The 15,034-nt window shown below is 29.9% G+C and carries 13 protein-coding genes; 10 read left to right on the forward strand and 3 right to left on the reverse strand.

What is annotated here, in order from left to right; genetic code table 11:
- Positions 1-54: 54 nt before the first annotated feature.
- The 4 genes from hsdR to FPD38_RS03500 are packed head-to-tail and all read left to right on the forward strand — an operon-like array spanning position 55 to position 6,374.
- On the forward strand, positions 55-2,367 hold the full coding sequence (hsdR, locus tag FPD38_RS03485) for an EcoAI/FtnUII family type I restriction enzme subunit R (protein ID WP_147555401.1): 2,313 nt from the start codon (positions 55-57) through the stop codon (positions 2,365-2,367).
- Between the two features lie 10 nt (positions 2,368-2,377).
- Complete coding sequence (locus tag FPD38_RS03490) at positions 2,378-3,583, forward strand: GumC domain-containing protein (RefSeq protein WP_147555402.1); 1,206 nt, start codon at positions 2,378-2,380, stop codon at positions 3,581-3,583.
- Entirely contained in the window at positions 3,580-4,842 is a 1,263-nt protein-coding gene (locus FPD38_RS03495; protein WP_147555403.1) for a restriction endonuclease subunit S, read from the forward strand. The genes FPD38_RS03490 and FPD38_RS03495 overlap by 4 nt, the downstream gene beginning before the upstream one ends.
- A 47-nt stretch (positions 4,843-4,889) precedes the next feature.
- Entirely contained in the window at positions 4,890-6,374 is a 1,485-nt protein-coding gene (locus FPD38_RS03500) for an HsdM family class I SAM-dependent methyltransferase (RefSeq protein ID WP_147555404.1), read from the forward strand.
- Here FPD38_RS03500 and FPD38_RS03505 read toward each other — a convergent pair.
- Genes FPD38_RS03505 through FPD38_RS03515 form a run of 3 tightly spaced genes read right to left on the reverse strand, consistent with a single transcriptional unit; the run spans position 6,371 to position 8,214 of the window.
- A complete protein-coding gene (locus FPD38_RS03505) occupies positions 6,371-7,549 on the reverse strand; it encodes a molybdopterin molybdotransferase MoeA (protein WP_147555405.1) in 1,179 nt (392 codons plus the stop codon). The genes FPD38_RS03500 and FPD38_RS03505 overlap by 4 nt on opposite strands.
- A gap of 1 nt (position 7,550) precedes the next feature.
- Positions 7,551-7,991, reverse strand: coding sequence for a molybdopterin synthase catalytic subunit (locus FPD38_RS03510; RefSeq protein ID WP_147555406.1), 441 nt, complete (start codon positions 7,989-7,991; stop codon positions 7,551-7,553).
- A 1-nt stretch (position 7,992) separates the two neighbouring features.
- A complete protein-coding gene (locus FPD38_RS03515; protein ID WP_133373965.1) occupies positions 7,993-8,214 on the reverse strand; it encodes a MoaD/ThiS family protein in 222 nt (73 codons plus the stop codon).
- Positions 8,215-8,276: 62 nt separating this feature from the next.
- Between FPD38_RS03515 and nspC the strand changes: the two genes are divergently transcribed.
- From nspC to fdh3B, 6 genes are all read left to right on the forward strand, one after another.
- Positions 8,277-9,440, forward strand: a complete 1,164-nt coding sequence (gene nspC, locus FPD38_RS03520) for a carboxynorspermidine decarboxylase (protein ID WP_147555407.1) — start codon at positions 8,277-8,279, stop codon at positions 9,438-9,440.
- Positions 9,441-9,584: 144 nt separating this feature from the next.
- On the forward strand, positions 9,585-10,520 hold the full coding sequence (locus FPD38_RS03525) for a formate dehydrogenase subunit gamma (RefSeq protein WP_147555408.1): 936 nt from the start codon (positions 9,585-9,587) through the stop codon (positions 10,518-10,520).
- A 28-nt stretch (positions 10,521-10,548) separates the two neighbouring features.
- Entirely contained in the window at positions 10,549-11,229 is a 681-nt protein-coding gene (locus tag FPD38_RS03530) for a TorD/DmsD family molecular chaperone (RefSeq protein WP_147555409.1), read from the forward strand.
- A gap of 172 nt (positions 11,230-11,401) precedes the next feature.
- Positions 11,402-11,605: a Tat pathway signal protein gene (locus tag FPD38_RS03535; protein ID WP_147555410.1), complete on the forward strand. Its 204-nt coding sequence runs from the start codon at positions 11,402-11,404 to the stop codon at positions 11,603-11,605.
- 19 nt (positions 11,606-11,624) lie between these two features.
- Positions 11,625-14,447: a formate dehydrogenase subunit alpha gene (locus FPD38_RS03545; RefSeq protein WP_261798281.1), complete on the forward strand. Its 2,823-nt coding sequence runs from the start codon at positions 11,625-11,627 to the stop codon at positions 14,445-14,447.
- Between the two features lie 12 nt (positions 14,448-14,459).
- The gene (fdh3B, locus tag FPD38_RS03550) at positions 14,460-15,029 is read left to right on the forward strand and encodes a formate dehydrogenase FDH3 subunit beta (protein ID WP_147555412.1); all 570 of its coding nucleotides are present in this window, start codon (positions 14,460-14,462) and stop codon (positions 15,027-15,029) included.
- The last annotated feature ends 5 nt before the right edge of the window (positions 15,030-15,034 follow it).

A 15,034-nucleotide genomic window follows, 5' to 3' on the forward strand; every position in this document is an offset into this window, starting at 1 on the left:
AGTTATGCTTATAATATTATAAATACAAATTACACTTAAAAATTTAAGGAAATTATGAATACAAAATTATTTTCAGAAGATGATACTAGAGTCAAATTTATAGATACAAAGCTTTATGAGAGTTCTTATAAAGAAGGAAATATCATAAGAAATTATTATTTTACAGATGGTAGAAAACTTTTAGGTGGCAAAAGAGGTGAAAGAAAATTTGCTGATTATTTGCTTAGATATGAAGGCAATAACCTCGCTATAATCGAAGCTAAAAAGCTTAGCAAAGATCCACTAGATGGCTTATCTCAAGGCATAGAATATGCAAAAATTTTAAATATATCTTTTGTATATAGTAGCAATGGAGAAAAAATTTACGAATACGATATGAGAAGCCACAAAGGAGAATACATAGACAAATTCCCAAGTCCAAAAGAGCTTTTTGATAGAATTTATGGCAATGTCAAAGAATGGCAATACAGGCTTTTAACTCAAAATGTTATGTATATTCCGCAAAAAGAATTAAGATATTATCAAAAAATAGCCATAGATAAAGTCATAGAAGCTATCATAAATGATAAAAATAGAATTTTACTCACTCTTGCTACTGGCACAGGAAAAACTACTATAGCTTTTAATTTGTGCTATCGTTTGCTAGAAGCAAAATGGAATAAAGAAAACAAAGATCAAAAACCTAAGATATTGTTTTTATGTGATAGAGTTAGCTTAAGAGATCAAGCTTTAGGAGAATTTAACCCTATAGAAAGTGATTGTAAGGCAATTAGCGCCCAAGAGATAAAGAAAAATAATGGAAAAATCATAACAAATGCAAATGTTTTCTTTGGAATTTATCAAAGCTTAGCCGCAAATTCAAAAGAAGAAGAAAACACTCAAGAAGAACAAGAGAGTAAATTTTATCTTCAGTATCCAAAAGATTTTTTCGATCTTATCATAATAGATGAGTGCCACAGAGGTGGAGCAAACGAAGAAGGAAGCTGGAGAGCTGTGCTTGAGCATTTTTCTTATGCGACTCAGCTTGGCTTAACTGCTACTCCAAAAAAAGAAGAAAATATAGACACTTATGAGTATTTTGGTGAGAGTGTTTATGATTATAGTCTTAAAAGTGGTATTGAAGATGGATTTTTAACACCTTATAAAGTCAAACTCATAAAAACAACTTTGAGTGATGGCTATACTTATAATCCTGATGATTTGATACAAGGTGAGCTTGAAAAAGGCTTTTATAAACAAAGTGAATTTGAACGAAATATCTTTTTGCCAAACTATAATGATTTTATAGCTAAGAAAATTTTAGAGTTTATAAATCCTATGGATAAAACTATAATCTTTTGTGCAAATCAAGCTCACGCAAGTGAAGTAAAAAGAGCTATAGATAAATATAAAAGTGTTAAAAGAGATGATTATTGTGTAAGAGTTACTAGCGATGAAGGTAAAATAGGGCTTGATTATTTGAAATTGTTTCAAGATAATGATAAAAGCTATCCTGTCATACTTACTAGTTCTAAAATGCTTACAACTGGAGTGGATGCAAAAAATGTGCGAAATATAGTATTGCTAGCAAATATAGGTTCTATGGTGGAATTTAAGCAAATCATCGGGCGTGGCACTAGGGTTTATGAAGGTAAAGACTTTTTTACTATACTTGATTTTGTAGGCACTACTAAGCTTTTTTATGATCCAAAATGGGATGGTGAAAAAATAGAAGAGCTAAAAGAAAATGATGAAAAAGAAAAAATTACTAAAGAGCATATAAAGCAAGCAAAGGAAGAAAACAAAGAGAAAAAGAGCGTAACTATACATTTAAAAGGCACGAAATTAAAGGTTTTAGATATCACCACAAGTTATGTAGGAGCACAAGGAAAGCCACTTAGCACTAAAGAATTTTTGGAATTTTTAATAGGAAAGCTTGGTGAGTATTATGATGATGAAGCAAAATTGCGTGAAATTTGGAGTGATCAAAAAAATAGAGAAAGATTTTTAAAAGCCCTTGCAAATGATGGAGTAGATGAAGATGCTTTAAAAGATCTAAGAGAAATTTTTCAAAAAGATTGTGATATATATGATGTTTTGGCACATTTAAGTTTTAATAGCGAGATAAAAACAAGACAAGAGCGTGTTTTGCAAGTAGAAAATAGTGAGTTTTTAAAACGCTTTCAAAAAGAAAAGGCTATAAAATTTATAGAATTTTTACTAAATAGATATCAAGAATACGGCATAAAAGATTTTGATGATGGCTTAAAACCGCTTATAGAGCTTAGTTCTTTAGGCAATGTAAGAGAATTAGCCGATGAATTTGGTGGCTTAGAAATTCTAAAACAAAGCTTTGATGATTTACAAAGGGAGATTTATTTAAATTAAAGGATAATTTATGGAAGAAATACAAAAAGAAATAAGTAACATAAGAAGTGATATTTTAAAAAAATATAAATACATACAAGAAAAATATAATTTAATTTGTGGAGAAGATAATGACAAATCTTTATATAACCAAATAGAAGATATAAGAAATGATATAGATTATAAGTTAAAAGATTTAGATAGTCAAATTAGTAATTTTAATAAATTTTATGATGAAACTTTTGGAGAATTTGAAGCAGAAAATAATGAAAGAAACGGTGGGTTAAAAAAAGAATTACAAGATTTAAAAGAAAATATAGAAGAGCTTGAAAATGAAGCAAATGATAAATTTGAAGTAATACAAGAAAAATATAATTTAATTTGTGGAGAAGATAATGACAAATCTTTATATAACCAAATAGAAAATGTAAAAAGTGATATAGAAAAACAATTACAAGATTTATCAACTAAAACCAATCATTTTAATAGATTTTATGATGAAACTTTTGGAGAATTTGAAGCAGAAAATAATAAAAGAAACGGTGGGTTAAAAAAAGAATTACAAGATTTAAAACAAGAATTACAAGATTATATTAAAATACAAAAAGAAGCATTTGAGTTATATGAAAAAGAGAAAAAGGATAAATTTATTGAAATAGAAAAAGAGATTAAAAAACTATTAGGTGGTGCCACTAATGGTTCTTTAGCACATTCTTATGAAATATCTAAAAAGAGTTATTTTTGGCCTATTGTAGGTTGGAATTGTGCAGTATTTGTTTCTATAATTTCAATAATTGGCATTTCAGGCGAGTTAATAATCAATCAGTTAAGTAAGATAAATGCTAATGATTATATGAATATTCTTAGTTTAGCTGTATTAAGACTACCTATTTATATTTCATTAGTTTGGTTAGGTATTTTTTCGACTAGAAGACGCAATGAAATAAAAAGACTTCAAGAAGAGTATAAACATAAAGAAACGGTTGCTAAAACATACTATGGATACCAAGAGCAAATGAAAAAATTAAGCGATAATGAAAAAGCAAAAGAGTTACAAGAAAGACTAATGTCTAATTTGGTAGATATGATTAATCAAAATCCAAATATAACTTTAGACAAAATAAAACAAGAAAATGCACCTATGATAGATTTTGTAGAAAAAATATCAAAACTACCAAAAGATGGGCAAGATATAGTAAAAGATATGATAAATAAAATAAGCATTGGAGTAAAATGACAAATTTACCGCAGGGTTGGGAATGGAAAAGCTTGGGTGAAATATTGTCAAACGATAAGTATTCCATAAAAAGAGGACCATTTGGAAGTGCTTTAAAAAAAAGTTTTTTTGTTGAAAATGGTATTAGAGTATTTGAACAATATAATGCTATAAATAATGACCCTCATTGGAAAAGATATTTTATCTCTTATGACAAATTTAAAGAATTAGAAGCATTTAAGGCGATTGAAGGTGATTTGTTAATTAGCTGTTCTGGAACTTTAGGAAAAATAGTTGAATTGCCTAAAAATACTGAAATAGGAATTATAAATCAAGCTCTTTTAAAAATAAGATTAGATAGTACAAAAATTTTAAATAGTTATTTTATTTATAATTTTAATTCTCCGATAATGCAGGGAAAAATTTTAGAATCTACTTTGGGTTCAGCAATTAAAAATATAGCTAGTGTCAAAATTTTAAAGCAAATTAAAATCCCACTACCACCACTTAAAGAGCAAAAAAGGATAGTGGGAATTTTAGATGAGAGTTTTGCAAATATAGATGAGAGTATAAAAAATTTAGAGCAGGATTTGCTAAATTTAGATGAGTTAATGCAAAGTGCTTTACAAAAGGCTTTCAATCCTTTAAAAGACAATGCTAAGGAAAATTATCAACTTCCACAGGGTTGGGAATGGAAAAGCTTGGGTGATATTGCAGTTACTAGCAGTGGTGGAACTCCGTTAAGAAATAAAAAAGAATATTGGGAAAATGGAACAATTAAATGGTTAAAAAGCGGAGAATTAAATGATGGATATATTGATTTTATAGAAGAAAATATAACTCAAGAAGCTATTAAACATTCATCAGCCAAGATATTTTCTAAGGGAACATTGCTAATTGCTATGTATGGAGCTACAGCTGGAAAATTGGGTATTTTAGATTTAGATTCAGCCACAAATCAAGCAATTTGTGCATTTTTGCATAAAGATAATGAAAATATTAAATTTTTTGAAAAATTTCTTTTTCACTTTTTATTTTTCATAAGAGATAAAATTATCAAAGATTCTTTTGGTGGAGCTCAACCTAACATAAGTCAAACTTATATAAAAAATTTACAAATCCCTTTACCACCTTTACAAGAGCAAGAACAAATCGCATCATATTTAGATAAGCTTTCTTTAAATATCAAAGATTTAAAGCAAAATTATCAAACACAGATAAAAAATTTACAAGAGCTTAAAAAATCATTGTTAGATAGAGCTTTTAAAGGAAGATTGTAAATGTTAAAAATTTTTGATTTTTTTAACATATTTTTTGAAGGATAAAAATGCAAAATAAAATAGATAAAATCACAGATATTTTAAGAAGAGATGATGGCATAAGCGGTGCTATGCATTATAGTGAGCAAATTAGCTGGATATTGTTTTTGAAATTTTTAGATGATTATGAGACAAATTTAAAAGATCTAGCCTTTTTAGATGGTAAAGATTATAAAAGCATTTTAGAAGAAAAATTTAGCTGGAGTGTTTGGGCAGCACCAAAAAAAGATGGCAAACTCGATGTAAAAAATGCTTTAAGTGGTAAGGATTTACTTGATTTTGTAAATAATGAATTATTTGTTTATCTTAAAAATTTTAAAAGCAATGATGATTTTAAAAGTATAGAATACAAAATAGGTGGAATTTTTGAATTTATAGACAATCGCATCGCAAACGGCCATACCTTAAGAGAAGTGATAAATATAGTCGATGAGATGAGTTTTAACAAAGAAGATGATGTTTTTGCCTTGGGTGAAGTTTATGAAAAGCTTTTAAAAGATATGGGTAGTGATGGTGGAAATAGTGGAGAATTTTATACTCCGCGTCCTTTGATAAAAGCTATGGTAGAGGTTATAAACCCTAAAGCAAAAGAAAGAATTTATGATCCTTCTTGTGGGAGTTGCGGCTTTTTAGTAGAGAGTTTTTTGCATATTTTGTATAAAGATAGAGCCAAAGGAAAAAAGGCAAATTTGAGCGTAGAAGAGCTTGAATTTTTAAAAAATGATGCGCTTTTTGGGCAAGAAAAAACCCCACTTAGTTATGCAATGGGCGTTATGAATATGATACTTCATGAAATTTCAAGCCCAAACATCATAAAAACAAATACTTTAAGTAAAAAAATCACAGATATAACAGAAAGCCAAAGATACGAAGTTATCTTAGCAAATCCACCTTTTGGTGGCAAAGAAAAAGAGCAAATTCAAGAGAATTTTCCTATAAAGTCAAATGCTACCGAGCTTTTGTTTTTACAGCATATTTTAAAATCTTTAAAAAACAATGGAAGATGTGCTATAGTAGTGCCCGAAGGTGTGCTTTTTCAAAATTCAAATGCCTTTGTGAGTGTAAAAAAAGATTTACTGGAGGATTTTAACCTAGAGTGTGTTTTGAGTTTGCCAAGTGGGGTATTTTTACCTTATAGTGCAGTTAAGACTAATGTGCTTTTTTTCTCTAAAGGTAAAAAGTGCATTTGTGAAGGCGATGGAGTGTATTATTATGAGCTTATACCGCCTTTTAAACTTACTAAAAATAAGCCTTTAGAATATGCACATTTTAAAGAATTTCTAAAATGCTATAAAGAAAGAAAAATCACGCCAAATTCTTATATGGTAAGCTTAGAAGAATTAAAAAATAGAAATTATGATTTAAGTGCTAAAAATCCAAATGTAAAAGAAGAAAAAGCTTTGCGTGAAGTAGAAGAAATTTTAGATGATTTAAAACAAAATCAAGAAAAAGCTAAAGAGCTTTTAGAAAAAATTCAAAAAACTCTAGTTTAAGACATTAAAACAATATCTACTAAATCATTTTCTTTTATATCATCATTTGCTATCATAAGTGCAGCTTTGTTGTTTAGGTTGTTTATGATAGCACTTGAACCTTCTTTTTTGCCTTTTAAATTTGCATAAATTTTTCCATCTTTAAATTCTATATTACAAGCTACAAATTCCAAATGCAGGCTTTTTTTCTTATAATCAGTATTTAAAAATGCTTTAAATACATAATCTTTTTCTTGCAAAAGCCAAGCATTTAAAAGTTCTCGAACATATAAATTAAACATTACCATCGCTGAATATGGAAAACCCGGTAAAGCAAAGATAAATTTATCTTCAAATTTAGCTATTTTTATGTGTTTTCCTGGTTTGATATTTACTTTATCTATGATGATTTGATATTCTTTTATAGCTTGTTTTAAAAAGTCAAAATCACCCATAGAAACCCCACCTGTAGTGATTAAAATATCACAAGAATTTAAAGCTTGTTTTAAAGTGGAATTTGTTTTTTCTTTATCATCTTTTAAAAGTGGAAAAATCCTAACATCACAATTTAATTTTTTTGCCATATTTGCTATGGCTACATGGTTTGATGAGCGGATTTGAGCAGGATTGTCTAAGCTTTCTCCAAGATCTTTTATTTCATTGCCACTACTTAAAACTCCTATTATAGGTTTTATAAAAACACTTATATGAAAATATCCAAGTTCAGCTAAAAGTGCTATTTCACTATAATTTATCTTTGTGCCTTTTTTTAATAAAATTTCACCTTTTTTATAGCTTTCTCCTATTTTCCTTACAGCAAAGCCTTTGCCAACCTTTTCTTTTATGGTTAAAATATCACCCTTTATCTCTACTTTTTCTATAGGTATTAAAGTATCACTTCCTTCACTCATCAATGAACCCGTAAAGGTTTTAACACATTCTTTATCTTTTAAATTAAAACTAGGAAAAATTCCTGCTGGTACTTCTCCTATGATCTTCAAATTCTCATTTTGATCTTTAAATTTTATAGCATATCCATCCATAGCTGAAGTTGGAAAATTTGGATAATCTTGCAAGGCTATGATATCTGTTGCTAAAATTCTATTTAAGCATTCTGTTAATGCTATTTTTTCTATCTTTTCATAAGAATTTATCGCTTGTTTTAAGCTTTTTAAACTATCTTCATAATTTTGCATATTAATCCTTTAAAATTCCTGCGCCTTTAAGTTTTAAAGAACGCTCTTTTGCATAAATTTTTTCTCCATTTATAATATCATATTTCCATATAGGAGCACTAGCTTTAAAATCTTCTACAAAATCATTTATAAGTTTTAAGCCTAGTTTTCTTTGTTTGCTTAAAACTCCGGCAAAATAAGAACTCTCATGCACCTTAACTTCGCTTATAGAGTGAGCAAACATTAATATAACTTTATCTTTTTCTACTTTTTTACACCACGCATCAAACCAATTTTTAAGCAAAGGCTCATATATATCAAAACTTAGCGCGCTTATGTTATCTTCAGCTCTTACTATGCCACAAAATGTTATCAAAGCTCCGCAATTTTTGCTTTTAGAAAAATCATACCATTTTGTATAAATTTCATTTATTTTTAAAGCACCATTATATAGCTCAAACATTTTAACCACCACACACTGGAGGGAGTAAGCAAATTTTATCTCCATCTTTAAAACTTGCATTTTCATCAAAAAGCATTTCATCATTTAAAGATATAGCACAAAGTTCTAGCCATTCTTTTAAACTTTCATCTTTTTGTAAAATTTCTTTTAATTGTTTTAAATTTTTTACATCAAGCTCTATGCTTTCTTTATTTATAGGGCCTAGAAATTCTATTTTTATCATATAAATCCTTAATTATGCTAATAAATTATATAATATCAAAAATCAAATTAAAAAGGGCAATGATGCAAATTCAAAATCACTTAAATGAAAATTTTACCACTCCTGCTTACATAATAGAAGAAGATAAACTAAGAAAAAATTGTGAGCTTTTGGCTAAAGTAGGTGAAAAAAGTGGAGCAAAAATTTTACTTGCCTTGAAAGGTTTTGCTTTTTCAGGAACTATGGATATAGTTAGTGAGTATTTATCAGGTTGTACTTGTAGTGGTCTTTGGGAAGCAAAATTTGCAAAAGAATTTATGGATAAAGAAATCCACACTTTTTCTCCAGCATTTAAAGATGATGAAATAGATGAGATTATAGAGCTTTCAAATCATTTAGTCTTTAATTCTTTTAATCAATTTAAAAAATATAAAAATAAGGCCAAGATTAAAAGCATAGGATTGCGTGTAAATCCTGGAATTTCAGTAGCTCCAAAAGAAATTTATAATCCTTGTGGAAGATATTCAAGACTTGGTATAAAAATAGATGATTTTGAAAATGAAGATTTAAGCGATGTAGATGGTTTGCATTTTCATGCTTTATGTGAAGAAAGCGCACATTCTTTAGAGCTTGTTTTAAATGCTTTTGAGTCTAAATTTGCAAAATATATAAAAAAAATGAAATGGGTAAATTTTGGTGGCGGTCATCATATAACTAAGCAAGGTTATGATGTAGAAAAACTTATAAATCTTTGTAAAAATTTTGCTGATAAATATGGAGTGCAAGTATATCTTGAACCAGGAGAAGCTATTGGGTGGCAATGTGGTACTTTGGTAGCAAGTGTAGTGGATATAGTAAAAAATGAAAAAGATATAGCTATTTTAGACACTTCAAGTGAAGCTCATATGCCAGATACGATAATAATGCCTTATACTAGTGAAATTTTAGATGCAAAAATTTTAGCAAATCGTGAAGGCGAAAAATATAATGAGCTATCAAAAGATGAATTTGCATATTTACTTGGTGGTAATACTTGCTTAGCAGGAGATATAATGGGAGAATATGCTTTTAAAGATAAGCTTAAAATAGGTCAAAAGATAGTATTTTTAGATCAGGCTCATTATTCTATAGTAAAAAATACTACTTTTAATGGCGTCAAGCTTCCAAATTTGATGCTTTTAACTAAAGAAAATAAACTTGTTATGGTTAGAGAATTTTCTTATGAAGACTACTCAAAAAGAAACTAAAAACAAGTTTAATTTGATGTTTTTGTAAAAATTTATTTTTTTTAAATAAAACTTTTTTTAGAATAAAAACCAAAACTAAAAATAAATAAAATTACAATGCTCTTTTTGTAAAAATATGTCTTGTAAAATGCTAGGAGATGATTGATGTATAAGGTTTTGTTGGCTTTTTTTACCTGTTTGAATTTTTTGTTAGCTAAAGAAGCTTTTACTCCAAAAAATACACAAATTTGGGACGAACAGCGTGTGTTAAATATAACTCATTATGAGACTTTTGGTGCTTTATGGACAAAACTTCAAGGTGAGTATATAGCAAGTGCTGTATTTGTGATACTTCTTGTAGTGATATCAGCATTTGCTTTACATTATATGGTTATAGGACCGAAAAAATTTTCTCACGATGGAAAGAAAATTTATGCTTTTTCTTTGTTTGAAAGATTATTTCATTTTGTCGCTGCTATATCTTGGATCATTCTTGTGCCAACAGGTTTGGTTATGATTTTTGGATCTTATTTTGGAGGTGGATTTTTTGTAAGAATGTGTAAAAATTTACACGGCATTGCTACGATTTTATTTATCATTTCTATCATTCCTATGCTTGTGTGTTGGATTAAAAGAATGCTTCCTGCAAGCTATGATCTAAAATGGATGATGATGGTTGGTGGCTATTTAAGCAAAGAAAAAAAGCCCGTTCCAGCAGGTAAATTTAATTTTGGACAAAAATCATGGTATTACATAGCAGTTTTTGGTGGTTTTATGATGATAACCACAGGTGCTTTTATGTTTTTTTTAGATTTTAATTCTTCATCCTTACAATCAATTTTTGGAATTTCTCATATAGACATTTTAAGAATTTCAGCAATCATCCATAATATTTTAGGAATTTTATGCGCGGTATTTTTTGCTATACATATTTATATGGCTGTATTTGCGATTAAAGGTAGCATACATTCTATGATCAATGGTTATAAAGAGGAAGAAGAAGTTTATATTTTACATCATTATTGGTATAAAGAATTAAGCGAAAAAAAACAAATCAATCCTACTTTTGCTAGTGATTTTGAAACAAAAAATAATCTTTAAAATAACATATAATTAAGGAAAATATACTATGATTGAAGATATAGATCTTTCTCGTAAATATTTTTATGAATTTTTTTCCAAGGTTTTTAATTTTATAGATGAAAATGAATTTAATATTTGGCATAAGCAACTTTTAATTTTAGCTAAAAGTCCATTAGATGAGAGTTTAGTAAGTGATTTTAACAAACTATGTGAGTGTGATTTTGCTCAACTTAAAGCTGAGCAAAATGCTGTATTTTTTGATTTTTCTTATGTTAATGTTCCTATAAGTGCTTCTTTTTATGATGAAGGAAGAGATGATGGCAAAATGAAATTGCAAGCTTGTGAAATTATAAGAAAAAGTAAATTTAGAAAAAAAGAAGAATGTAGACAAAGCGAGGATGAATTTGGATTTTTGTTTGCTTTTATGGCCAGTGTTATAGAATATGATTTGAAAATAGCTCAGCAGTTGTTTCGCTTTGTGATTAATCCTGTGATTGATGAATTTATACAAAAATTACAAATTCATAAAAATTCTAATCTTTATATTTGTATAGCAAATATTATGAAAGTTTTTTTTGCAAATGAAAGAGCTTATCTTGAAATTCAAGCTCCTGTAAAAAAAGAAGGTAAAAGCATTGCCGATGAGGCATTAGCGCGCTTACCATACGAACCACGACTTCCTACTAAATTTAGTAAAGTTAATATCGAAGAGCTTAGCAAGCTTTGATTTTTTATGTATTTTGGTAACAAAATACATGCTATCGATTAATCTTTTTTAATAAAATAAAAAATAAATAAAACCTTAAGTGAAAATATGCAAAAGTTATGATGTTTAGTGTATAAAAGCTTTATATATAAAGTTTTTGCAGTTATTCTTGACTTTTTTTAAAGGAGAGTATATGGAGACTAATCAAAGAAGAGAATTTTTGAAAAAATCTTTGAAGATTGGTGCTTTAGGTGTGGTAGCTGGTGCGAGTGTAAATGCTTTAGCTAAGGATGATTATCAAGAGCAAAATACCGTAGTTTTGGGAAAAAGTACCAAAAAAGAAGTGCTTTATAAAAAAACTATGCACTGGGAAAAATACTACAAAATAGCGTATTAATTTCAAAGAAAGGAAGAACATGGCGTTAGCAAGAAGAAATTTTCTTAAGCTTGCTGGTATTGCTGGTCTTGGAAGTGCTGCATTTGGTAGTGAAAATAAAACTATTAGAAATGCTAGTGAAGAAGAGATTGCAAATCCTTATCCAGATTCTAAGATTGTTAGAACAATTTGTAGCATCTGTAGTGCAGGCTGTGGAATCAAAGCAGAAGTACAAGATGGTGTTTGGGTGCGTCAAGAAAATGCTATAGAGCATCCTATTTCTCAAGGATCTCATTGCTGTAAGGGGATAGATCAAATCGATCTTACAAAATCTAAACAGCGTATTAAATATCCTATGAAAAAAGAAAATGGTAAATGGATTCGTTTGACTTGGGAGCAAGCTATCGATGAAATTGGCGATAAAATGCTTCAAATACGCAAAGAAAATGGACCAGATAGTGTGATGTTTTTAGGCTCTGCTAAATTTAATAATCAGCAAGCTTATTATTTTAGAAAATTTGCAGCTTTTTGGGGAACAAACAATATAGATCACGTTGCTAGAATTTGACACAGCGCAACAGTCGCCGGTGTGGCGAATACATGGGGTTATGGCGCTATGACAAATCATTTTGGTGATGTAACAAAACATTCAAAAATGATGATTATTTTTGGAGCAAATACTGCTGTAGCTAATCCTATTGGATTTAAACATTTATTGCAAGCTAAAGATCGCAATAATGCAAAATTAGTTGTTGTAGATCCTGTTTTTACAAAAACTGCTGTGCATGCAGATGAGTATGTAAGAATTCGTCCAGGAACTGATATAGCGTTAGTTTATGGTATGCTTCATTTGATATTTAAAAATGGTTGGGAAGATAAAGAAATCATCAAAACTAGAACTTATGGAGTAGAGGAAATCAAAGCAGAGGCTGCTAAATGGACTACTGAAGTTGTAGAAGATGTTACAGGTGTTAGTGCTGCTCAACTTGAAAAAATTACAAGAATGCTAGCAACAATTAAACCAGCAACTTTGTTTTGGGCTTTGGGTATTACTCAGCATTCAGTAGGTAGTTCAAATACAAGAATTTTAGCGATTTTACAACTTGTTTTAGGAAATATTGGCAAACCAGGTGCAGGAACAAATATTATTAGAGGTCATGATAATGTTCAAGGTGCTACTGATATGGGTTGTTTGGCTGATACTTTGCCAGCATATTATGGATTAAAAGATGATGCATGGGATCATTTTGCTAATTTTTGGAATGTAGATAGAGAGTATTTAAATTCAAGATTTTATTCCAAAGAATGGATGCATGAGAAAGGATTTTCACTAGCAAAATGGTGGCAGGGTGTATTGCATGAGGAAAAAACTTATTCTAACTCACCTATTAGAGTTCTTTGGGTTCAAGGAACGGGTATCACTTCTATGGCGCATACTGTAAAAATTCAAGAAGCACTTAAAAAACTTGATATGATAGTAATTGCTGAACCTTTTGTTAATGAAGTAGCAGTTTTAGCTGATCGTCCTGATGGAATTTATATTATCCCAGCATGTACTCAATTTGAAACCGAAGGATATGTTACAGCTACAAATCGTGCTATGCAGTGGCGTTCTCAAGTAGTAAAACCAATTTATGAAAGCAAAGAAGATCAAGAGATTATGTTTGCTTTTGCTAAAAAATTTGGTTTTTATACAGAATACACTCGTGGTATGAAAATGGAACTAAAAGATCATAAACTTGTACAAATAAAAGATGATGCAGATGATACTTTCATATGGCCTGATGATGCTACAAGAGAAATGAGTAATGGGCTTTTAAGTATAGGTTTAAGAGGAATTTCGGCCCAGAGATTAAGAAAACATCAGCAAAATTGGGAACATTTTGATCCTGATACTCAAAGAGGTTTAGGTGGTGATGTTAAAGGTGAATATTATGGATTGCCATGGCCTTGTTGGGATGAAAAACACCCAGGGACTTCTATCATGTGGAATGTAGATATTCCTTATGAGGAAGGTGGCATGGGCTTTAGAAATCGTTTTGGTTTAGAACACGATGGACATTCTCAACTAGCAGATGAAAGCTTTACTCCAAAAGGTTGTAAAGTAAAAGGCGGTTATCCACAAATTACCAAAGCAAATATAGAACAAGTTTTTAATATCAAGCTTAGTGATAAAGAAAAAGAATTAATGGGTGCTAGTTGGAGTACTGATATTTCAGGTATTATCCTTGAAAAGTGTAGAGAAAAAAGTGCTTGTTGTTTAGGTAATGCTAGAGCTAGGATGAAAGTTTGGGAATTTGCTGATCCTATTCCTTTGCATAGAGAGCCTATACATTCACCGCGTTGGGATTTGGTCAAAAAATATCCTACTTGGGGCGATCAAGAGAAAAACTTTAGAGTGGAAAGTAAATTCATTAGCGAACAGCAAAAAACAGATTGGAGTAAAGAGTTTCCAACTATTATTTCAAGTATGCGTTTAGTGAATTTAAGTGGAGCAGGTATGCTTGAAAGAACCAGTAAATATCTTGCAGCTATTACGCCTGAAATGTTTGCAAATGTTCATCCAGAGCTTGCTTTAAAATATGGTATTAATGATGGAGATATGATGTGGATTCACTCTCCACAAGGCACAAAAATCAAAGTAAAATGTGTTCATAATCAATCGGTTACTCCAGATAGAATTTGTTTACCTTATAATTTTGCAGGGATTATGCAAGGGGTAGATTTAAGCTATAATTATCCAGAAGGAACCAAACCTTATACTATAGGTGAAAGCTCAAACACTGTGACAAATTATGGTTTTGATATTAACACGCAAATTTCTGAATTTAATGCAGGGCTTTGTAGACTTGAGAAAGCTTAAAAAGGATAAGTTATGGCTAGAATGAAATTTTATGTAGATAATAATCGTTGCATTTCTTGCTTTGCTTGTCAAGTGGCTTGTTCGAGCGCTCATGAAGTGCCAGTTGGGATAAATAGAAGAAAAGTAATTACTTTAAATGAAGGTATCGAAGGAAAAGAATTTTCTACTACTCTTGCTTGTCAGCATTGTACTGATGCACCATGTGAGCAAGTTTGTCCTGTAAAATGTTTTTATATAAGAGCTGATGGCATAGTTTTGCATGATAAAAAAACCTGTATAGGTTGTGGATATTGTCTTTATGCATGTCCTTTTGGCGCTCCACAATTTCCAAGAGATGGTGCTTTTGGTATAAAAGGAGAAATGGATAAATGCACCATGTGTGCAGGTGGTCCTGAGCCTACAAATTCTTACGAAGAAAGAGAACTTTATGGGCAAAATCGTATAGCAGAAGGTAAAGTTCCTATGTGTGCAGCCGTTTGTTCTACTAATGCACTTTTAGTTGGTGATGCAGCTGAAGTAAGTGCTATGTATAGAAAAAGAGTTATGCTAAGAGGACAAAATTTAGGACTTGATGTAAAATGAATTGA

Origin of the sequence: Campylobacter volucris (assembly GCF_008011665.1) — a bacterium.
Classification (GTDB): domain Bacteria; phylum Campylobacterota; class Campylobacteria; order Campylobacterales; family Campylobacteraceae; genus Campylobacter_D; species Campylobacter_D volucris_A.